The sequence below is a fragment of the uncultured Rothia sp. genome, assembly GCF_963555405.1.
Lineage (GTDB): Bacteria > Actinomycetota > Actinomycetes > Actinomycetales > Micrococcaceae > Rothia.
This window is the reverse complement of record NZ_CAUVVO010000009.1, coordinates 1-21,074: the sequence shown is the minus strand read 5'-3', so window position 1 is coordinate 21,074 and position 21,074 is coordinate 1. Positions and strand designations below refer to the sequence as shown.

The 21,074-nt window shown below is 58.9% G+C and carries 16 protein-coding genes and 1 tRNA gene; 4 read left to right on the top strand and 13 right to left on the bottom strand.

The window, feature by feature from the left end:
• Positions 1-249: 249 nt before the first annotated feature.
• From RWL87_RS06760 to RWL87_RS06740, 5 genes are all read right to left on the bottom strand, one after another.
• Positions 250-2,343: an ABC transporter ATP-binding protein gene (locus RWL87_RS06760; protein WP_049361847.1), complete on the bottom strand. Its 2,094-nt coding sequence runs from the start codon at positions 2,341-2,343 to the stop codon at positions 250-252.
• Positions 2,343-3,344: an ABC transporter permease gene (locus RWL87_RS06755; RefSeq protein ID WP_005507216.1), complete on the bottom strand. Its 1,002-nt coding sequence runs from the start codon at positions 3,342-3,344 to the stop codon at positions 2,343-2,345. Before RWL87_RS06755 ends, RWL87_RS06760 begins: the two co-directional genes overlap by 1 nt.
• A complete protein-coding gene (locus RWL87_RS06750; protein WP_005507218.1) occupies positions 3,341-4,336 on the bottom strand; it encodes an ABC transporter permease in 996 nt (331 codons plus the stop codon). The genes RWL87_RS06755 and RWL87_RS06750 overlap by 4 nt, the downstream gene beginning before the upstream one ends.
• A gap of 516 nt (positions 4,337-4,852) precedes the next feature.
• Entirely contained in the window at positions 4,853-6,580 is a 1,728-nt protein-coding gene (locus RWL87_RS06745) for an MDR family MFS transporter (protein WP_070541820.1), read from the bottom strand.
• A gap of 132 nt (positions 6,581-6,712) precedes the next feature.
• The gene (locus RWL87_RS06740) at positions 6,713-7,384 is read right to left on the bottom strand and encodes a TetR/AcrR family transcriptional regulator (protein WP_230457276.1); all 672 of its coding nucleotides are present in this window, start codon (positions 7,382-7,384) and stop codon (positions 6,713-6,715) included.
• Between the two features lie 113 nt (positions 7,385-7,497).
• Between RWL87_RS06740 and cls the strand changes: the two genes are divergently transcribed.
• Complete coding sequence (cls, locus tag RWL87_RS06735; RefSeq protein WP_049340251.1) at positions 7,498-8,976, top strand: cardiolipin synthase; 1,479 nt, start codon at positions 7,498-7,500, stop codon at positions 8,974-8,976.
• Positions 8,977-9,038: 62 nt separating this feature from the next.
• Positions 9,039-9,596 carry a hypothetical protein gene (locus RWL87_RS06730; RefSeq protein ID WP_005507226.1) on the top strand — a complete coding sequence of 186 codons (558 nt, stop codon included), beginning with the start codon at positions 9,039-9,041 and terminating at the stop codon, positions 9,594-9,596.
• Positions 9,597-9,847: 251 nt separating this feature from the next.
• Here RWL87_RS06730 and RWL87_RS06725 read toward each other — a convergent pair whose 3' ends face one another.
• The gene (locus RWL87_RS06725; protein ID WP_005507228.1) at positions 9,848-11,044 is read right to left on the bottom strand and encodes an RNase H family protein; all 1,197 of its coding nucleotides are present in this window, start codon (positions 11,042-11,044) and stop codon (positions 9,848-9,850) included.
• A gap of 305 nt (positions 11,045-11,349) precedes the next feature.
• Here RWL87_RS06725 and RWL87_RS06720 point away from each other — a divergent pair, with 305 nt between their 5' ends.
• The gene (locus RWL87_RS06720) at positions 11,350-11,628 is read left to right on the top strand and encodes a putative quinol monooxygenase (protein WP_044150828.1); all 279 of its coding nucleotides are present in this window, start codon (positions 11,350-11,352) and stop codon (positions 11,626-11,628) included.
• A 113-nt stretch (positions 11,629-11,741) separates the two neighbouring features.
• On the opposite strand, the gene RWL87_RS06715 is transcribed toward RWL87_RS06720, so the two are convergent.
• Positions 11,742-12,776 (bottom strand): 2-oxoglutarate dehydrogenase, encoded by a 1,035-nt coding sequence (locus RWL87_RS06715; RefSeq protein ID WP_313969340.1) that lies wholly within the window; start codon positions 12,774-12,776, stop codon positions 11,742-11,744.
• Between the two features lie 265 nt (positions 12,777-13,041).
• On the bottom strand, positions 13,042-14,886 hold the full coding sequence (gene ilvD, locus RWL87_RS06710; protein ID WP_313969339.1) for a dihydroxy-acid dehydratase: 1,845 nt from the start codon (positions 14,884-14,886) through the stop codon (positions 13,042-13,044).
• 414 nt (positions 14,887-15,300) lie between these two features.
• Between ilvD and RWL87_RS06705 the strand changes: the two genes are divergently transcribed.
• A complete protein-coding gene (locus RWL87_RS06705; RefSeq protein WP_313969338.1) occupies positions 15,301-17,139 on the top strand; it encodes an alpha,alpha-phosphotrehalase in 1,839 nt (612 codons plus the stop codon).
• A 133-nt stretch (positions 17,140-17,272) separates the two neighbouring features.
• Here RWL87_RS06705 and RWL87_RS06700 read toward each other — a convergent pair whose 3' ends face one another.
• The 5 genes from RWL87_RS06700 to RWL87_RS06680 form a co-directional block, all read right to left on the bottom strand.
• Positions 17,273-18,238 (bottom strand): ABC transporter substrate-binding protein, encoded by a 966-nt coding sequence (locus tag RWL87_RS06700; protein WP_313969378.1) that lies wholly within the window; start codon positions 18,236-18,238, stop codon positions 17,273-17,275.
• Positions 18,239-18,243: 5 nt separating this feature from the next.
• A complete protein-coding gene (locus RWL87_RS06695; RefSeq protein ID WP_313969337.1) occupies positions 18,244-18,942 on the bottom strand; it encodes an ABC transporter permease subunit in 699 nt (232 codons plus the stop codon).
• A gap of 3 nt (positions 18,943-18,945) precedes the next feature.
• Positions 18,946-19,725, bottom strand: a complete 780-nt coding sequence (locus tag RWL87_RS06690) for an ABC transporter permease (RefSeq protein ID WP_313969336.1) — start codon at positions 19,723-19,725, stop codon at positions 18,946-18,948.
• Entirely contained in the window at positions 19,722-20,684 is a 963-nt protein-coding gene (locus tag RWL87_RS06685; RefSeq protein ID WP_313969335.1) for an ATP-binding cassette domain-containing protein, read from the bottom strand. The genes RWL87_RS06690 and RWL87_RS06685 overlap by 4 nt, the downstream gene beginning before the upstream one ends.
• A gap of 190 nt (positions 20,685-20,874) precedes the next feature.
• Positions 20,875-20,947, bottom strand: a tRNA-Phe gene (locus tag RWL87_RS06680).
• Positions 20,948-21,074 lie beyond the last annotated feature (127 nt).

The window sequence follows — 21,074 nt, the reverse complement described above, 5'->3', positions numbered from 1 at the left end:
GAAAGCCCGCCCATAAATATTCATATCTTGAATGGTGAGAAAGGTTATACCTAGTCAGGGCGGTTTTGCCTGTTTCCTGGGGCGTTTCAGTGCCTAGCGCCACATTCTGCGGCTCCCAGCGTCTCACTAGGTGACAATCTCGAACAACGTACAAGCCCGCCGATACCGGGCATAAAAAACCCGAGGGGCGAATATTCAACGAATATTCGCCCCTCGGCACACATGCGACTTATTCAGCCGACTCTAGAGCTACACCGTAGCGGCCTCAGCCTCCGGGAAGTAGCAAGCATAACCGTGATCCTCACCCTCAACGTGGGTCAGTTCCGGCATCTCCTCCAGGCAACGACGCTTCTTGTCCTCAGGCAGGAGCTTGAAGACCGGGCAGCGGCTCGAGAAGCCACAGCCCTTAGGCGCGTTCACCGGAGTGGGCAGGTCGCCCTCAAGCATAATGCGGTGGCGCTTTGCCTCAACCTCGGGATCCGGAACCGGAATTGCCGAGAGCAGTGCACGGGTGTACGGGTGAATCGGGTTGTCGAACACCTGGTCGACGTCACCAATCTCAACAATACGACCCAGGTACATCACTGCAACGCGGTCGGACGCGTGGCGAATCACCGCGAGGTCGTGAGCAACCATCAGGTAGCTCAGACCCAGGTTTGCACGCAGCTCCTCCAGCAGGTTGATCACGCCAGCCTGCACGGACACGTCCAGTGCGGACACCGGCTCATCCAGAACCACGAGCTTGGGGTTCACAGCCAGCGCACGAGCAATACCGATACGCTGACGCTGACCGCCAGAGAACTGGTTCGGGAAGCGGTTCACGTGGTCAGGCTGCAGACCCACAATGTGCATCAGTTCGATGACGCGCTTCTTGATGTCTGCCTTGTTCATGCCCTGGTTTTCCAGGGGCTCAGCAAGCACCTCGTAAACGGTGAAGCGCGGATCCAGAGCACCGGTGGGGTCCTGGAACACCATCTGCTGGTTCTTACGTAGCTCAAGAATCTCACCTGCGGACTTGCCGTCCTTGGTGGAGGTTCCGTTGATCAGAATCTCACCGTCGGTGTTCTTGTTGAACTCCATGATTTCCAGCAGGGTGGTGGTCTTACCACAACCGGACTCGCCCACGATAGAGAAGCACTCGCCTTCGCGAATGTCGAAGGACAGGCCGTTCACAGCCTTCACAGTGCCCACGCGGCGCTTAATCAGCGCACCCTTCATGAGCGGGAAGTGCTTCTTGACGTTGCGGACCTCCAGAACGGGGGCACGCTCCTCACGCGGAATACCGTCGTACTTCGATACCGGGGGTTCCGGAACCGGGTACAGCTCGTCAGCGGTCTTACCGACCAGCTCCTGAGAGATGGTGCAGGAGGAGTAGTGGCCCTCGCCAACGCCTTCCAGCAGCTGCAGATCGGGCTCGCCGTTGGAGTCCTGGCAGCACTGGCCACCGCTTTTAGCGATGGGGCAACGCGGGCGGAAGGAGCACGCGGTCACCGGGTTAATCAGGTTCGGAGGGGTACCCTCGATGGGTACCAGGGAGACCTTCTCGGAACGGTCCACACGCGGGACCGCCCCCAGCAGACCGATGGTGTACGGGTGGGAGGGATGCTTGTACAGGTCTTCTGCCTTAGCAATCTCCACCGGCTTACCGGCGTACATCACCAGAATGTCGTCAGCCATACCAGCCACAACACCGAGGTCGTGGGTAATCATGATGGTCGCTGCGCCGGTCTCTTCCTGAGCCTTCTGCATAACCTCCAACACCTGCGCCTGAATGGTCACATCCAGTGCGGTGGTGGGCTCATCGGCGATGAGCACGCGGGGGTCATTCGCAATCGCCATAGCGATCATGATGCGCTGACGCATACCACCGGAGAACTCGTGCGGGAAGGAACGCAGGCGGTCAGCCGGCGAAGGAATACCCACCATACGCATCAGTTCGATGGAACGGTCCTTGATAGCCTGCTTGCTCATGCCCTTGTTGTGGACCTTGAGCACCTCAGCAATCTGGTCACCAATGGTGTACACGGGGGTCAGCGAGGACAGCGGATCCTGGAAAATCATAGAGATTTCCTTGCCGCGGTATGCGCACATTTCCTTATCGCTCAGACCCAGCAGCTCGGTGCCGTTGTACTTAACCGAACCGGTGATGTCAGCGGTGGTCGGGTGCAGGCCCATGATCGCCATGGAAGCAACGGACTTACCGGAACCGGACTCACCCACAATACCCAGGGTCTTACCGGGGTACAGGTCAAAGTTCACACCGCGAACAGCGTGCACGACGCCATTCTCAGTGTTGAAGCGGACGTTGAGGTCCTTAACGCTCAGAACGGGAGAGGTACTCATTAGTTCTTCGCCTCCTTTGCAGCGGCAGCGGGTGCCTCTGCCTTCTCGTTCTTCTTGGACTTCTTGATCTTACCGACCGACATCGAAGTCGGGTCGAATGCGTCACGCAGACCGTCGTTCATGAGGGCCAGCGGACCAACCAGCAGGAAGAAGAACAGAACCGGGAACCAGAACATGTGCGGCAGGGTGTTAATCTGCTGCGAAGCATCCGAAATCAGCGAGCCCAGCGAGTAGTTGGGGTACTTAATACCGATGCCGATGAAGGAGTAAGCGACCTCAGAGAGCACAGCGCCCATGATGCCGCTGGTGAAGTTCAGAACCAGCAGGGAGCCAATGTTCGGAACCAGGTGGCGCATCACAATCTTGAAGGGGTGCACACCCATGTAGCGTGCAGCCTTCACGAAGTCGCGGTTGATGAGGGACTGCGCCATTGCACGAATAACACGGGCGCTACCCATCCAGCCGAAGGCAATCAGCACAGCGGAGAGCAGAACCCAGGTGGGGACGCTCTTCTGAATCTGCTTACCAACCTGACCGTTAATCAGAATTGCCAGAATCAGCAGCGAGGGAACCATGATCAGGGTCTCGAGGATGAACAGCATAATCTTGTCAATCCAGCCACCGAAGTACGCCATCACACAACCGTAAACTGCGGAGATGAACACAGTGGCCAAACCGACGACCACACCAATCTGGAGAGAGGTCCAGACGGCCTCAGACATCATGGCGAACACGTCATTACCCGCGATGGTGGTACCGAACCAGTGCTCGGCCGAGGGGCCTTCACCCAGCGCCATGTAGTCAATGTCGTTGGGCTTGTACTTGGTCAGGTACTTACCGAACAGACCGAACAGACCCATGCCGATGAACACGCACAGACCGAAGACTGCAGCCTTGTTACGCAGGAAGCGGCGCAGAATAATAACGCTCTTGTTGATGACCTTGAAGTCACCGTTCTCCTGTACCACCGGTACGGAGGAAGTTGCAGTTACCTGACTCATGAGATCCTCACTCGGGGGTCGACGATGGTGGTAGCGATATCAGCGATGATCGCACCGACAGCGAACAGTGCAGAACCGTACGCGAGGGTCACGGTCGCAGCGTTCACGTCCTGCGCGGAAATGGAGTCAATCGACCACTTACCGATACCGGGCCATGCAAAGACGGTCTCGGCGAAGAATGCACCCGCAAAAATCATCGGAATCTGGTACGCGATGGACTGTGCCACGGGGATGAAGGAGACGCGCAGTGCGTGGCGAGTAATCGCCTGGTTACGGGTCAAGCCCTTAGCACGAGCGGTACGCACGAAGTCAGCGTTCACGTTATCGAGCAGGTACTGACGCTGTGCAATCTGGTAACCAGCCCAACCGAAGATGGTCATACAGAAGGTCGGCACGACGTAGTGCGCCGCCATATCCATGGTGATTTCCCAGAATCCGGTCAGACCCGGAGTCGAAATACCGGTCACATAGAAAATCTTCTCTCCACCATTAGCAACGGCGATGTTGTTGATAGTGGTCGCGCCCTGCTGCACCACGAAGTAAGCAACGGGAGCGGGGATGATGTAGACCAGGTAGGAGTAACCGGTGATAACACGGTCAGAGAACTTGTACTGGCGAGCTGCCGAGTACACACCCAGGGCAATACCAATCACAATCGAGAGAATGGTAGCCACCAGCAGCAGGCGGGTAGAAACCCACACGCGCTGGCCAAATTCCTGGTTAATGTACGCGCCGTTGGGGCTACGGCCCCAATCGAACTTGGTGACCACATTGGTCAGCCACTGAACGTAGCGGTCCCAGGGGTTCATTTCGGGATCGAGACCCAGGGATGCGAAGTTACGGTTCACCTGCTCGGGGCTAGGCTTCGGAACCTTTTCCTGCTCCAAGAGGGCAGGCTTCAGGGCAGTAACCGCTGCAAAGTAACCCATCGTGGTCGTAATAAAGACCATGACGAGGTACGTCAGCGATCGCTGGAGGATGTACCTAAACATGGGACGGTTCCCCTCCTTGTGTAGATGTCGGTGTTAAGGCATGTGTGTCATGCTGTCCTAGCGCACTGCTTCGTGATGACTGTCACTAGGAGCATATGTACTTTATCTTATATAGCCTGTAACACTTCCACCAAACCCACATTGGGCACTTTCACCCCTTAGAACAGCCTGTATGCAAGCTAAAAGGGAGCTGGGTAAAAAAATGCCCCGGAATACCGGGGAAAAGGGGCGGATTAACAATTTTTACGAAAATTTTACATCGGAAACAATTCTCTCGACATAGGGACGTAATAACCTTTTCGATAAGCGCTTTAATGGGGCAAAACACCACGTAAACCCACTATTTAAGGGACTAAACCAACACTTCCAACCCCTAAACCAAGCACTAAGGCACACCTCTTAAGCGCGCTATTTAAGGCAACTCAGCCAAAAACGGCGCCCCGGCACGAGCACACGACTCGCACCGGGGCGCCGCTTATATAGGAAGGCAACGCCTCCGCATCTAGTGCTAAGACCCTAGCTCTTAGCGTTAGGCTCCGAATCCGGCGAAGCCTCCGAGCTCAACGACTCATCAATACGAGCACGAGCAGAGCCGTGCATGCTCTTCAAAGCCTGCGCGTCCTTAGCAGCCATCTCCGGAGTAATCACCGGAATCGCGCCAGTCGCCGCACGAGCAATATCAACAGCCGGCTCAGTCTCCAGGGTCGTCGCCAGCGCATCCTCACGAATGAAGAACAGAAGCAGCGTAGACACCAGACCCAGCGGCACCAGGTACAGGAACAGCGGAATCAACGCATCGTTATACGCATTCACAATGATGCCGTGCACCGGCTCCGGCAAAGACGCCACCAACTCAGGAGTCAGAGACGAAGACGCATGGCTACCCGAAGACTGCAGCGCCTGCTGCGGCATACGCTCAGAAATCAGCGACGTCAGACGCGAGGTAAACAGACCACCCACCAGCGAGGCACCCACAGTAGCACCCACCTGACGGAAGAAGTTATTCGACGCCGTCGCGGTACCAACCACGCTCACCGGGAACGCGTTCTGAACAATCAGAGTCAAGAACTGCATGGACATACCCAGACCGGCACCCATCACCGCAAGGTACACACAGAACAGCCAGGTCGGAGTCTCAATAGTCACGGTCGACAGCAGGAACAGGCCCAGCGCCACAATCGCGGTACCGCTCGTCACGTAACGCTTGTAGCGACCGCTCTTCGACACCACGCGGCCCGTCACAATGGACACCACCAGCATGACGCCCATCATCGGGATCATCAGCAGACCGGCCACCGTAGCGCTCACACCCAGCGCCATCTGCAGATAAGTCGGGATGTACTCCACCGCACCGAACATTGCCACGCCCAGCGCCAGCGAAGCGCCCAGAGTCAGCAGGAAGTTACGATTCTTGAACAGGTACATGGGCATGACCGGCTCAGCCGCACGGTTCTCCACCGGGATAAACACCAGCGCAGCAACCACAGAGAAGACCAGCAGACCAATAATCTCGGGCGAGGTCCACTCGTACTGGTTGCCACCCCAAATCGTGGCAAGCACCAGCGCACTCGTACCCGCCATCAGAATCAGCGAACCAAGGTAGTCGATACTGTGCTTCTCACGGTCACGGAACGGGCGGTGCGGTAGCAAGAAAATCACCGCAAGAATCGACAGAATAGCCAACGGCAGATTAAGCCAGAACGCCCAACGCCAACCCGGACCCTCAGTAATCCAGCCACCAATCAGCGGACCAGCCACCGACGAGAAAGCAAAAACGCCACCGATAATACCCATGTAGCGGCCGCGGTCGCGGGGAGGGATCACGTCAGCAATCACAGCCTGAGAAAGAATCATCAGACCGCCACCGCCCAGACCCTGCAGGGCACGAGCAAAAATCAGCCAGTTCATGTCCTGAGCGAGCGCACCAACAATCGAACCCGCCATGAAAGCAACAATCGCAAAAATCAGGAAGGGCTTGCGTCCGAACTGGTCAGAAAGCTTGCCGTAGACCGGCATCGTAATCGTCGAAAGCAGGATGAAAATGGTAATCACCCAGCTCATGTGCTCCACGCCGTGAAGCTCACCAACGATCGTGGGCAGCGACGGCGCCAGAATCGTCTGGTTCAGCGAGGACATGAGCATCACAATGACCAGGCCCAGGAACATGGCGCGGATGCGGTTTTTACTTTCCTGCTTAGCCTCACCGGCTGGCGGCTGAGGTAGATTCTTTTCCTCTGTACTCATCGTTTAATCCTTAGTTACGTTCTATATATGTCTGTTGTGAGTATCCGCCGGGCTCTGGATTCGGTTACCTCGATTCGGGGCCTCCGATTCGGTTTCCGGCGGGCTTTTGTCATTTGTAGCAGTGAACCGCCGCTAGATTGCCGGTCGGTTCTGCTCAAAAAGCAGGAACTGGAAGGTCTTCACCGTCTGGCGGATATGGCGGGCGATATCCTCTTTGTCTTCCAGGTCGCGGGCAAACTCCAGCTGACGAAGCACCGCGGAGGCAAGCTGGACCTTTGCGCGCGATCGCTCGCGGAAGTGATCGGTCAGCGGGTCAGCCGGGTTTCGGCGCGGGAAGGGGCCGCGGCGACCAGCAGCATCAAAAGCCACCCAGTCGATGGTGTTCAGGTACTCGGTGAGCACCTGTTCGCACTTCATGTAGTGCATCTTCATTCGTTTCGCGGACTCGGGGAACTCCTGATAGGGAGCTCGAGGGTCCTTGCCCTTGGCGTAGTGGAAGCTCTGGAAAATGACCTCCCAGAGAAGGTGGGTTACACGAATGATCGTGTTGTCATCCTCGTGGGCACGGTCTGTTTCGAGGATTTCCTCGCTGACCACCGGTTCGCGCAGACCCAGGACGGCATCCTCTTTAGAGGGGAAGTAGTTGAAGAAGGTACGCGGGGAGACGCCCGCCTCCTGGGCGATTTCTTCAACGGTGGTTCCGCGCATCCCGTGTTCGCGGACGCGTTTGAGGGCTGCTTCGTGGATTGCCGTCCAGGTTTGTTCGCGGCGGCGTTCGCGAAGGCTCTGTTCCTTTTTCTGCATAACTGCAATTATTTCATCACTGCACACAATGCTCAAGTGCATTTTTGGCGTTAAGGCCCACAGCATAGCCAGCTAAGCTCCAGCCCCACACAAAACATCGGCATAATAGAGGGATGAACTTGTTTGCCCCCGCCTATCTCGATTTCCTGCCAGACTGGCTACGCCTCGCACTCGGCATCGCCGATATCCTCATCCGACTCGCAGCCCTCTGTTGGCTCCCCTACAACCGCAAACCCGTGGTTGCCCTGGGCTGGCTCATGGCCATCTTCTTCATCCCCTTCGTAGGGTTCATCGCATTCCTCGTCTTCGGCTCCTCGCGCCTGCCCGCCTACCGCCGCGCACGCCAACACGCCATGAACGACTTGATCCGCGAAGTCAGCGAGAACAAGCCCTTCCTCACCCGCACCGACGACCTCTCCGACCCCGCAAAGGCAGCCAGCCAGCTCAACTACACCCTGGGCTCACTCCCCCTGGTCGGCGGCAACCAATTCACCCTCCACACCGACAACCACGAGGCAATGGTCGCCATGGCGGAAGAAGTCGACCGCGCCACCAAATACGTGCACTTCGAGTTCTACATCACCGCCTACGACGAGGCGAGCGCAGTCCTCTGGGACGCCCTCTTCGCAGCCCACGAACGCGGTGTACAGGTGCGCGTACTCCTCGACCACATCGGCTCCCGCAAATACCCGTCCTATAAGAAACTCGTGAAAATGCTCAACGACTCGGGTATGCAGTGGCGCCTCATGCTGCCGCTCAAACCGTGGAAACTCAAGTGGCAGCGACCCGACCTGCGTAACCACCGCAAGGTCCTCGTCGTGGACGGACGCGTCGCGTTCTCCGGTTCGCAGAACGCTATTCACCGCTCCTACGACATGCCCGAAAACATTAAGAAGGGCTTGGAGTGGAAGGACCTGACCTTCTCCTGCACCGGCCCCATCGTTGAAGAGCTCAACGCCGTTTTCGTCTCCGACTGGTACTCCGAAACGAACCAGCTGATCCTGGCAGAAATTAACACCAATATCCCCTACTACAAGGATGGGATGCGCGCCCAGGTTGTGCCCTCCGGCCCCGGTTTTGAAACCGAAAACAACCTGCGCCTCATTAACTACCTGATCTACAACGCCGAGCGGCGTATTACCATCTGCTCGCCCTACTTCGTGCCCGAAGAGACCCTACTGCAGGCACTCACGAACGCCGCCTACTCCGGTATTGAAACCACCGTGATTGTGTGCGAGAAGGGCGACCAGTTCCTGCCGAACATGGCGCAGCGTTCCTACTACGAGCAGCTGCTGCAGGCGGGTGTGCGTATTCTGCAGTACCCCAGCCCGACCGTGTTGCACTCCAAGTTCATGATGGTCGACGACGAAATTACGTTCATTGGCTCGTCCAATATGGACCCGCGTTCCTTCTCACTGAACATGGAAGTGTCAACGTTCGTCATTGACCGCGGCATGGTCGCGATGCTGGATGAAGTATGCGCCGAATACGAGCAGGTCTGCACCGAGCTGCTGTACACCCAGTGGGCGGAGCGCCCGCGCCGCATCAAGATGGTGGAGAACCTCTGCCGACTGTGGTCATCGCTCCTCTAAGCTATTTGTCACACACTCGGGGGTCTGAGTTTTCATCCCCGCACCCGCCAAAGGACTATCGAATGCCCCTTCTATTCCGTAAAGCACGCCGTAAATTCGCTGAACTCGATGCGCACGACGTTGCTCACCGTATCTCTGCGTACACCTACGGTAATTTCTTGGTGCTGGCGGCTCTGCTGAGCATTCACGACGCGAACGCGATCTTTGACGGCACCGCAATCCTCTACATTACGGGTACCGGTCTGACCACCTACATTGCCCACGTCATCTCAGAAATGCAGGAGTACCGGGTGCTGCACGGCGGCACCCCGCCGCGAGATTTCGTCAAGCACGCGCTGGGCAACGCGAGCCCTATTCTGGGTACGACCGTGTACCCCGTGGCGCTCCTGATTCTGGCGACATTCCTACCGCCCGGCGGCACCTACGACATCATTTTTGACTGCACTATTATTCTCTGTCTTGTGACCGTGGTGTGGCGTATTTTTACCCTCAACTTCGCGATTGCTCGCTACCGCGGCGAGCCAATCTGCTGGCGTACTGTCCGAAGCGCCGTGTGGCTCACCCTCGCCGTTATTGTTCTTGCGATTGTGAAGATTATGTTCACCCACGCTGGTAAATAACCTAAAAGCTCCCCCCCCCCTGAGTTCGATTGATTCGACGCTCAGGGGGAGCTTTCGTTTCCCCCGCATTCTTTTCCCACGCACCATTGCAGGATGCGCGGGGCTACAAGCTAGAGCAGCGCTACAGGTGAGCCTCGTAAAAGCGCATGCGGAGAAGGCAAAAGGGCAAAAAGAAACACGCGACACCTCCGACATCGCATACCTTCGTATGCAGCGAATGTATCGCGCGTTCATTTCTACCCTGGACTAGTTTAGCGCCATAAACGGTTTCCCGTGTGGATTGAAGAAGGTTTAATCTGCAACCACTCCGGCGCAAGCAGGCGAACAGCCTTCGCACAACCCGACAAAGCAGTAATAATCGACTCGCAACGCTGATTAAACTCGCTCTGGTGACGCTTATCCACAATCTGCCCCGGAAAATGGCGATGCATCTTCGACACAGAGTCGCTACTCTCCTGCAAACCGTGGCCCGTATGGCCCGGAACATGCTTCACCAGCACACGCTTCTCGCGGATAGCCTCCGTCAAAGCACGCATCTGAGCCACAACACGCTCATCCTGAATGCCCTCAGAAACCCAGGCTTCAAAAGCCCAACGGCTATGCGCCAAACGCAACACAAACGTCAACGCACCCAAAGAATCCGTATGAATAATCAGGCGGCGCGAACCGCTATGGAACACCGTATAAGCCGCCAACATTGCAGACAGCTCACCGGTCATAATGTTCACGCCATCATAGTGGGCATGAAAATAGAAGCCGTCCTCACTCACGCCGGCGATACCCATACGGCCGCCACGCTGATACTTCTTATTGTGAGTCGAACGGAACGAACAATCCGTGAAAACGCTATAGTCCTGCAGCTGATCCAGCGGACGAGGGGTCAGTGCCTCCTCCACCATCTCATCCACAGCGGTACGTGCCGCGCACACCTCAGCCTGCATCCGCTCATACGCGGGCGTGCCAGCAAGCTTCACATGCACTTCACCCAAAGAATGGTTATCGTACGGGTCCAGCACCTTCTCAAAGGCGCGGTACTCCATAATCCCCTTCAACTGGTCGCAATCACGGAAAAGATGCTTCAAATTCTTACGGTCAGCAGCAATCGTGACCAGGTTCTGACGGTACTGCTCAGGAACCACATCCCACGCAGAAAGCACGGCACGGCCCAGCAGACGCGGATGCACCTCATCGCAGCACTCCATGAGGGAATGAACGTGAGTGAAAAGCATCAGCTCCTCATTCACCACCGTGCGGGTGCCGTCCTGCTTAGAAATAAAAACCACCGTCGACAAGGCTGAATAGCAAAAACCCTGCGCCGTACGATGCTCCTGAGCCACCGCAATCACAGCAACGCCCTGATTCGTGTACCCGGCAGGGTACGAGGCGCTATAGTCGGGAGCCTCCCAAGTCAGGGTGCATCGTTTGATATGCGCCGGTGAAAATCCCATGAGTGTCACCCCCCATGTGTGCCATACCGCTTCTCCTTCCATTCATGCGGTGTATCGTCCTCATTCTTTTATAGGTCGAAAAGAAAGGGGCACGCAAATATAAAACACCTTTTTTACAGTTAGCGAATGGAATAACCGCAGCTCCTCTCACACGCCGGCATAACACAAAACCCAGCACAGAACACAGCGCACAACACAGCGCGAGAAACCCCCACGCATACCTCACCGAGGCGCAGGGAAAGGTGTACGGTAAAAGAGTCATATACGACGCGGCAACCGCCGCACCACCCCACAAGGAGAGCCCCATGATTGGTGTTTACGCCGGAGTATCCGTCAAGCCCGAGCACGTCGAAGAATTCCTCAAGACCATCGAACCGCTCGTGACCGCAAGCCGCCAGGACGAAGGCAACGTCAGCTACGACTTCGGTGCCGTCTCCGACACCGACTTCGCATTCATCGAGCGTTGGGAATCCCAGGAACTGCTCGAAAAGCACATGGGCACCGAACACTTCCAGAAGGCTGTCGCCGCATGGGAGCCGCTGCTCTCCTCCGAGCTGGACGTTCGCATCGTCAACTTCCGCTAAACGACGTTAAAGACCGAGGTGCCCGGCACCCCCTAAGTGAGGGGTGCCGGGCACCTTCGTATATTCGTATATCAGCCTTGGAGGCGAGCGCTGCCACTAGCGGCGCGCCCTGTCTATCGGCGCTCTACGCCAACCTCCACCGAGTCAAGGGTGAAGCCATTCGTCGCACTCACGCAATGCACCTTACCGGTATTCACCGACTTGCAGGTGTAACCGTACGCGGTCACCACCTGACCGGCAGGCAGCGCAGTAATGCCCTCAGTATTCACCGGCTCCGGGGTGGCGGTCTGACCGACCAGGCTCACCTCGGGCGCCTGGCCCTGCGCCATGTGCACACGCTGCTGCGCCTTACCGGAGGCGGCATCCCAGCCCTCCAGGGTCACGCCCACCAGCGCCTGACAATCCACACCCGACGGGGTCACCGAGCACGCAACCTTAGAGTCCGGGCTGGTGAAACGCAACGCCTCAACGGTCTTTGCCGAATCGCCCTGACCGAACGTGCCGCCGCCGTACGCTTCAGCGAAGGTCAGCACACCCGAGAGCATGCGGGTCTGCGCCGGAATCAGCGCCAGGCGAGGCTTCTCAACACTACCACCCTGAGTGAAGCAGGCACCCGTAATGTAGTCGCGGCCCTGCACCTTCGTAGCGCACTGGTACCACTCAACGCTCGCCGCGCCATCCTGGTTCTTGCGGCTGTTGAAGAGGCGCACCGCCTCCTGAGCCTTCGCGCAATCCGAACCGTCATACACGTAAATACCGGCGGAACCACCCAGCTGGCTGGTCAAGCCGCAGCGGGTACCCGCATCGATAGTGTTCGCGGAACCGCTCGCGGTGGCGTAAGCTGCCTCGTATTCGGCGTCGGTGCTCGGCTCGTTCGTGGGGGTTGCTACCGAGTCGTAGGTCGCCGGGGAATCCAGACCGGCAGAAATCTGCACAGTATTCGGCTTCCAGGAGCCGTCCGCCGCGTGGAACAGGGTCTTCGCGTCAACAGCCGCAGAAGAAGTCGCCACCTTCATCGGGGCGGTCTCAGAATCATCAGCCTGCGGCTGAGCAGAGCAAGAACTCAAAGCGAGTGCACCGATGCAGGCAAGAGCCGTCAGGGCACGACGAGTAAAGGCACGCTGTGCGCGCGCGGGCAGGGTAACCATGAATGCGTCCTCGTGAGGGTTGCGAATTGCGTTGTGTTTGAGTGGTTGTGCTGAGTCGGTGAATCGGGTACCTAAATACCTCCTTACACCCTACTGCAACACCACTGACAAGGCAATACGCCGCACCGGGTATCCCACGACAGTAGACAGAGACGCAGGCAAAGACGCGGATAAAGAACAGCGCCCCGTCCCGCAGAAAAACCGCGGAACGGGGCGCCAGCCCACAGGGCAAGAATATTAAATTCTCAGAAAATACGTGAGGGGTTTATGCGTCCTCGGGCAGGATGCGCACGCCACCCTTATCAGCCGAAGCAGCCAGCATGCCGTACACCTTCAGGGCGTTCGACACCTGACGTTCACGCGGCTTGGTCGGACGCCACGGTGCAGCGCCCTTCGCCTCGCGGCGAGCAGCCAGCTCCTCATCCGAAACGTTCACACGCAGGATGCGGTTGTTCACGTCAATCTCAATCTCGTCACCGGTCTGCACCAGGCCGATCGCGCCGCCAGCAGCCGCCTCCGGGGAGACGTGACCAATCGAAATACCCGAAGTACCGCCGGAGAAACGACCGTCAGTAATCAGTGCACACTTCTTACCGAGGCCCAGACCCTTCAGGTAGGAGGTCGGGTACAGCATCTCCTGCATGCCGGGGCCACCCTTCGGACCCTCGTACTGGATGACGACAACGTCGCCTTCCTTCACGTTCTTCGACAGAATCTCGTACACAGCCTCGTCCTGCGACTCGACCACGAAAGCGCGACCCTTGAAGTGGAACAGCTCCTCATCAATACCAGCGGACTTGATGATTGCGCCATCCTGGGCGATGTTGCCGTACAGGACCGCCAGGCCGCCGTCCTTGGTGTACGCGTGCTCCACGGCGCGGATGCAACCGTTCTCGGAGTCAGTCTCGTGGGACTCGTACTTGTTAGCGGTAGAGAACGCATGGGTGGTGCGCACACCACCGGGAGCCGCGAGGAACAGGTCCTTCGCCTTCTCGCTCGCCTTGCCGCTGCGGATGTCCCACTCGTCCAGCCACTCGTCCAGCGAGTCAGCGTGAACAGAATGAACGTTCTTGTGTAGCAGGCCGGCACGGTGCAGCTCACCCAGCAGGGCGGGAATACCGCCGGCACGGTGCACATGCTCAATGTGGTACTTAGTGGAGTTCGGGGCGACCTTCGCCAGGCAGGGAACCTGACGCGAAATGCGGTCAATATCCTTCAGGGTGAAGTCAGCGCCCGCCTCATGAGCAATCGCCAGGGTGTGCAGCACGGTGTTGGTCGAACCGCCCATCGCCACATCCAGCGCCATAGCGTTCTCGAACGCCTCCTTGGTCGCAATGGAGCGGGGCAGAACCGACTCGTCATCCTGTTCGTAGTAGCGCTTAGCCAGCTCAACGATGCGGCGGCCAGCGTCCAGGAACAGCTCCTTACGAGCCACCTGAGTAGCCAAGGTGGTGCCGTTACCCGGCAGTGCCAGGCCAATCGCCTCATTCAGGCAGTTCATGGAGTTTGCGGTGAACATACCCGCGCACGAACCACAGGTCGGGCAGGCGTTCTTCTCAACCTGAGCGAGCGCCTCATCGCTGACGCTGTCGTTAACAGCCATCACCATGGCGTCAATCAGGTCGAGGCGGTGCTCGACAACACCCTCAATGCCCTCGCCGGACTCCATCGGACCGCCGGACACAAAGATAGTGGGGATGTTCAGGCGCATAGCCGCCAGAAGCATACCGGGGGTAATCTTGTCACAGTTAGAGATGCAGACCAGCGCGTCGGCACGGTGCGCGTTAACCATGTACTCGACCGAGTCAGCAATCAGGTCGCGGGAAGGCAGCGAGTAGAGCATACCGTCGTGACCCATCGCGATACCGTCATCAACAGCGATGGTGTTAAATTCCTTGGCGACGCCGCCAGCCTCACGGATAGCGCCGGCGACCAGTTCACCCATGTTCTTCAGGTGCACGTGGCCGGGCACGAACTGGGTGAAGGAGTTCGCGATAGCAATAATGGGCTTGCCGAAATCGTCATCGCCCATGCCGGTGGCACGCCACAGGGCGCGGGCACCAGCCATGTTACGGCCGTGAGTTGAAGTACGTGAACGCAGTTCTGGCATTGTTTTACCTTCCGTAGTGATGCAAGTACTGATTTTACGCGCGGCGTCCAACGCTCTTCAGCTCAGGGTCACTTTGGTTTCATGCATCGAAACGCGCACGAGCCTGCAACCGCCTATCGGTGGGAGGGCTGAGGCCACGGAGTTGTGCCGGATCTGCGGCAGAATTGCCCCCTTTGGGGTAGATGGGGGACATCACCCCATTATGCCCCCTAATCTGGAATGAGCCCAGGCTGCGGGCGGCGATATTCAAGCGGCGAACGCACCGGGAAGCGGCAGGCGTCTGTGTCTGCCGCGTACGGGCCTCGCTGCGCATACGTAGCACCATACGTAGCACCGGCGCGGTTCGTTTCTAACGCACTGATTTATACACGCTTTCACAGGCACTGAACCCAGTTCACGTTTCAGAAGGTTTCCATGACACAGGCACCCACCGCATCGCTCACCCCGGCAGTCGCATCGGCAGCTGCCCCGGCAGGCGGCAAGGACTTCGCGTCCTCCGTCATCTACCAGGTGTACCCCAAGTCCTTCTACTCCTCCGCCGGTGGCGCCTACGGCGACCTGCGCGGCGTCATCGAGAAGGTGCCCTACATTGCCTCCCTGGGCGTGGACATGGTGTGGTTCAACCCGTTCTTCGCCTCCCCGCAGAACGACAACGGCTACGACATCTCCGACTACTACGCCATTAACCCCGACCTGGGCACCATGGAGGATGTCGAAGAGATGATCGCCGCCCTCGCCGAGCACGGTGTGGGCGTCATGTTCGATATGGTCCTCAACCATATTTCGACCGAGCACGAGTGGTTCCAGCGCGCCCTCGCCGGTGAACGCGAGTACTGGGACTACTTCTACATTCGCCCCGGCAAATACACCGAGGACGGTCAGCTGCGCGAACCGACCAACTGGGAGTCGAAGTTCGGCGGCCCCTGCTGGTCCCGCTTCGGTGAGTACACGGATGAGCACGGCACTCCCCTGTTATACATGCACCTGTACGACCGCACCCAGGCGGACCTGAACTGGTACAACCCGGTTGTGCGTGACGAGCTGTTTAAGGTCGTGAACTTCTGGTACGACAAGGGTGTGCGCGGCTTCCGTTTCGACGTCATTAACGTCATCGGCAAGGGAGAAGAGCTGCTCGACGCCCCCGAAGGCACGGTAGACAAGGCACAATACACCGACACCCCGATTGTGCACACCCGTATTCAGCAGCTAAACCGTGCCTCCTTCGGCCAGCATGACGACACCGTGACCGTGGGCGAAATGTCCTCGACCAGCATCGAAAACTGCGTGGGCTACTCCAACCCGGCAAACGGCGAGCTGGATATGGTGTTCAGCTTCCACCACCTGAAGGTGGACTACGAGAACGGCGAGAAGTGGTCGAAGGTGCCGTTCCGTTTTGCCGAGTTGAAGCAGATTCTGAACGATTGGGCGCTGGGTATGCAGGCTGGCGGCGGCTGGAACGCACTGTTCTGGAATAACCACGATCAGCCGCGCGCCCTGAACCGTTTTGGTGACGTTGAGCGCTACCGCGCCGAGTCGGCGACCATGCTGGCGACCGTGATTCACCTGCTGCGCGGCACCCCGTACGTGTACCAGGGCGAGGAAATCGGCATGATTGACCCGGTCTACTCCTCGATTGAGCAGTACGTGGATGTGGAGGCGCACAACGCCTACGCGATGCTGCGTGAGCGCGGACTGAGCGAACGGCAGGCACTGGAGATTGTGGCGTCGAAGGCTCGCGATAATTCGCGTGTGCCGATGCAGTGGACCGCGGATGCGGCAACCGCCGGCTTCGGTTCGGACTCGCCGTGGCTGGCTCCCGCCCCGGTGCGCGATGCGGCGACCGGCGCCGGCATTTCGGTGGAGGATGAGGAGCGTGACGGCGTAATCCTGCCCTACTACCGCAACCTGATTGCCCTGCGTAAGCAGTACCCGGTGATTGCGTACGGCTCGTACGCCCCCTACGCGCTGGATCATGAGCGCGTATTCGCGTACCTGCGCGAGCTTCCTGCCGAGGCTGGTGCTGAGAACCTCCGCCCGGCGCAGCGTCTGCTGGTGCTGACGAACTTCTACGGTGAGCCGACCGAGGTTGAGGTTCCGGCTGAGTTTGTTCGTTCTGGTCGCGTGCTGGTGTGTAATTACAAGAATTCTATGGTGGATTCCACTGCGGCAGATTCCGCTGTATCTGATTCGGCTGAGACGGTGACGCTGAGCCTGCGCCCCTACGAGGCTCTGGCTCTGTTGATTGAGGGCTAAAAGCGGTTCTGCGGCTCTCCCCTAGCCTGTGGGGCGGGATGATATAAACCGACCTGGGAATATTCTATTTCTAGAATATTCCCAGGTCGGTTTTGTTTACACCCATTCCTATAGCGGAATGTACAGTGGGATATTAGAAGCCGTGCTCGTCCAACCAGGTAGCCGCAGCCTGCGCGGGCTCCTGCTTAGAAGTACCTGAAACGCGGTCGTTCAGGGTACGCAGATCGGCAGTAGTCAGCTTCGCCGAGACACGGTTCAGAACCTCCGCCGCGGAGTCAGGAACTCGCGACGTATTGATGATTGGCAGCACCTGCTGAGCCAGAATCATGTTCTTTGGATCCTCCAGCACCACCAGCTTATTCTGCTCAATCGCGGGGGTGGTCGAGTAGAGGTCAACCACCTGCACGGTGTCATCGAGTAGGGCCTTGACGGTCAGCGCACCGCCACCGTCCGATAGGGGCACGAACTCGGCGGGAACACATCCGTACTTCTCCTTCAGACCGGGGATGCCGTAGGCGCGCTCGGCAAACTCGGGGGCCGCGCCGAGTTTCAGGTTGGTACAGTGGGCGGCCAGATCCTCCAGGGTGCGCAGGTTGTAGGTGCGCGCGGTCTTCTCGGTCACGACGAGGCTGTCCTTATCCTCCGCTTCGGAGGCGTTCAGGGCACGAATTTCTGCCCCGGAGTCGCCCGTCTTAAGGGTGCCAAGGGCGGCGGGTAGCGCCTGCAGAATCTGCTCGGCGGTCGAGGCGGTTGCCTTCGGGTCCAGGTAGAGCAGCAGGTTGCCGGAGTAGTCCGGGATAACGTCCACCGCGCCGGAGGCGAGTGCCCCCAGGTATGCCTCGCGGGCGCCGATGCTCAGCTGGGTGCGGGCATTGAATCCCGCCCGGGCGAGGGCTCCGGCGTAGATTTCGGCGAGGATCTGGGATTCGGCGAAGGCTGCTGAGCCGACGATGATTCCTTCGTGTTCGCCACTGAAGACTTTGTCGCCGCTGAGCCCGCAGGCGCTGAGGATACCCGCCATGCCGAGTGCTCCGGCGGCGGTGAGTACAGTGCGACGCGAGACAGTATGACACGAGAAGGTTTTAGGTGCCTGATTCATCGGGTTCATGCCTTCTTCCGGTTGATGGTGAGCCCTGCGGGGGTGAGCGCGCGCTGCACAAGACCCATGAACGCATCCACGGCGAAGGCGAGAAGCGCTACGAGCAGGGTTGCGACGAGCATGCGCGGGTAGTCACGCACGGCAAGCCCGTCAAAGAGGTACCTGCCGAGGGTTCCGCCGCTGAGGTAGGCGACGATGGTCGCGGTTGCGATAACCTGCACGAGTGCGGAGCGGAGCCCGCCGAGCATCATGTTGGCGGCGAGCGGGATTTCAAGCCGAGTCAGAATCTGCCATTCGGTCAGTCCTTGGGCGCGGGCCGCATCCACCAGGTCTTCGGGTACGGCGGCGAGTCCTTCAAGTACTCCGGCAAGCAGGGGCGCAGCCGCAATAATAATGAGCACGATGAGGGAGGGCAGGGTCGAGACGCCCAACCAGAGCGCGAGGATAGTGAGCAGACCGAGCGCGGGCAGCGCGCGGGTGGCGGCAACGGTGCTCATGAGCAGGTTGCTGCGGCGACGATTGGTGCCGTAACCCGGGCGGTGGTGCCCAGCCCAGAGACCGAGGGGCACAACGATGAGTGCTGCGCAGGCGGTGGCGAGGGCGGTAACGCCCACGTGTTCGAGCAGGCGCACGAGGATTCCGGTGCTTCCCTGCCAGTTGGCGCTGTCCATGAGGTAGGCGAGGGTTCGTTCTACGACGTTCACGGTTTATGCCCTCCTCTCGGGGCTTCGGTGGCGGATGGGCGTTCCTGCTTGCCAGGGGGTAAAGACCCTGGTCAGAAGGATAAGGAGCAGGTCGAGGACCAGCGCCAGCAGCAGGCTGAGAACCACGCCAGCGAGAATCTCCGAAGGGATATTGCGCGCGAGGCCGTCGGTGAAGAGCGTGCCGAGCGAGGGCACACCGATGAGGGCGCCCACGGACACCATCGCAATGTTGGCGACGGTTGCCACGCGGATTCCCGCCATAATGACGGGCGCCGCGAGGGGCAGGTAGAGCTCCATCAATGCCTGTCGGGGCGTGTATCCGAGGGCGCGGGCGGATTCGTGCACGCTATCGGGTACGGAGTCGAAGGCATCCACGCCGGAGCGCACCATCAGAGAGAAGGAGTAGACACTCAGGGCGACAAGCACGTTCAGCGGGGAAATAATCGAGGTTCCCAGGATGAGCGGCATCAGCACGAACAGCGCAATGGAGGGGATGGTGTACAGCAGCGAGGAGAGGTGCATGAGGGTTCGCGCACCGAGGCGGCGTTCGGAACCGCGGTCGCGGCGGCGGCTCGCGTAGTAGGCAACCGGCAGCGCGACGATGGTGCCGATCGCAACGGGCACGACGCCCTGGTAGAGGTGGCTGAGGGTCAGCTCGAGGATGCGCTGGCTGTTGGTGGCGACCCACTCCCAGTGCATATCGATTGCCGCCAGGGGTGATGCCAGTAGGGGCTGCGCGGCGAGAGGTGGTGCCGCGAGCACAGTATTTTCTAGAAGGCTCATTCGCTTTTCTCACCTTCTACCGCGCTATCCTGTGCTTCTCGGAAGTCTGCAAGTCGGCGCGCACGTGCCTGGCGCACCGTCTGTTCATCCAGCAGACCGGCAACGGAGCGGCTCACGAAGGAGCGCACAAAATCATCAGCAGGGCTGTACAGAATCTCTTCGGGAGTGCCGAACTGGGCGAGGCGACCACCCTCCGCAAAGACGGCAATGCGATCTCCCAGCAGGAGCGCCTCGTCGATATCGTGGGTGACGAACACAATCGTCTTGGCGAGGCGAGCCTGCAGGCGCAACAGCTCGCGTTGCAAGTCGGTGCGCACCACCGGGTCCACAGCGGAGAACGGCTCGTCCATCAGCAGGACGGGTGCATCGGCGGCGAGAGCACGCGCCACACCGACGCGCTGCACCTGGCCACCCGAGAGCTGGGCGGGGTAGCGCTTGGCGTAGGAGGAATCCATGCCGACCACTTCAAGCAGTTCGAGCGCGCGAGCCTGCGCCTCCTTGCGGGAGGCACCGAGCAGGCGCGGCACGGTGGCAATATTCTGCGCGACGGTGCGGTGCGGCATGAGCCCGCCCTGCTGCATCACGTAGCCGATGCCGCGGCGTAGCTCGTAAGGGTTCTTCTCGTACACATTTACGCCGTCAATGGTGATGGTGCCGCTATTGGGCTCCACCATGCGGTTAATCATGCGCAGACTAGTGGTTTTACCGCAGCCGGAGGGGCCGACGAACACGGTAATCTGCCCGGCGGGGATGTGCAGGTTCAGGTTCTGCAGCACCGTGGTGGGTTCACCGGTTCGGCTCGGGTAGCTCTTGGTAATATTTTCGAAGCGGATTCCGCCTGCGGGGTTGCTTGCTGCCTGAGCACCGCCGGTGGCAGGATTTTTTGCCCAGGGAATCTGAGGCGAGTCCTCTTGGTGCGGGTGAGTTGAATTTTGCGCGGCTGAATTTTGAGCGGTCATGGGTGCGGTGGTGCTTTCTGCAGTGACTATAGGACAGGTCCCTCTATATACAATCTGTATACAAAAAGGCGGCATCTCGGGGTTTTATTCCCAAGATACCGCCTTTTCGACGGGCTTGCAGTATCTGCAACCGCAAAGTTTTTTTAAAAACAAAACCCGCCCCACTGTAGAAGCCTGGAGGCGGATTTCGTGGCTCCGACCGGCGTCGATCCGGTGACCTTACGATTTTCAGTCGTACGCTCTACCAACTGAGCTACAGAGCCTTGCGTATTTACTTTTAGATACGCAATGACCGCGTCTTCGGATGAACAATCATCTGAACTTACGCGGCCAGAGCGACCCCGACGGGACTTGAACCCGCGACCTCCGCCGTGACAGGGCGGCGCGCTA

Bases quoted from the DNA above. Each gene is read 5' to 3' on its own strand.
- RWL87_RS06760 (WP_049361847.1), bottom strand. From the start codon at position 2,343: ATGAGTACCTCTCCCGTTCTGAGCGTTAAGGACCTCAACGTCCGCTTC.
- RWL87_RS06755 (WP_005507216.1), bottom strand. From the start codon at position 3,344: ATGAGTCAGGTAACTGCAACTTCCTCCGTACCGGTGGTACAGGAGAAC.
- RWL87_RS06750 (WP_005507218.1), bottom strand. From the start codon at position 4,336: ATGTTTAGGTACATCCTCCAGCGATCGCTGACGTACCTCGTCATGGTC.
- RWL87_RS06745 (WP_070541820.1), bottom strand. From the start codon at position 6,580: ATGAGTACAGAGGAAAAGAATCTACCTCAGCCGCCAGCCGGTGAGGCT.
- RWL87_RS06740 (WP_230457276.1), bottom strand. From the start codon at position 7,384: ATGCAGAAAAAGGAACAGAGCCTTCGCGAACGCCGCCGCGAACAAACC.
- cls (WP_049340251.1), top strand. From the start codon at position 7,498: ATGAACTTGTTTGCCCCCGCCTATCTCGATTTCCTGCCAGACTGGCTA.
- RWL87_RS06730 (WP_005507226.1), top strand. From the start codon at position 9,039: ATGCCCCTTCTATTCCGTAAAGCACGCCGTAAATTCGCTGAACTCGAT.
- RWL87_RS06725 (WP_005507228.1), bottom strand. From the start codon at position 11,044: ATGGGATTTTCACCGGCGCATATCAAACGATGCACCCTGACTTGGGAG.
- RWL87_RS06720 (WP_044150828.1), top strand. From the start codon at position 11,350: ATGATTGGTGTTTACGCCGGAGTATCCGTCAAGCCCGAGCACGTCGAA.
- RWL87_RS06715 (WP_313969340.1), bottom strand. From the start codon at position 12,776: ATGGTTACCCTGCCCGCGCGCGCACAGCGTGCCTTTACTCGTCGTGCC.
- ilvD (WP_313969339.1), bottom strand. From the start codon at position 14,886: ATGCCAGAACTGCGTTCACGTACTTCAACTCACGGCCGTAACATGGCT.
- RWL87_RS06705 (WP_313969338.1), top strand. From the start codon at position 15,301: ATGACACAGGCACCCACCGCATCGCTCACCCCGGCAGTCGCATCGGCA.
- RWL87_RS06700 (WP_313969378.1), bottom strand. From the start codon at position 18,238: ATGAATCAGGCACCTAAAACCTTCTCGTGTCATACTGTCTCGCGTCGC.
- RWL87_RS06690 (WP_313969336.1), bottom strand. From the start codon at position 19,725: ATGAGCCTTCTAGAAAATACTGTGCTCGCGGCACCACCTCTCGCCGCG.
- RWL87_RS06685 (WP_313969335.1), bottom strand. From the start codon at position 20,684: ATGACCGCTCAAAATTCAGCCGCGCAAAATTCAACTCACCCGCACCAA.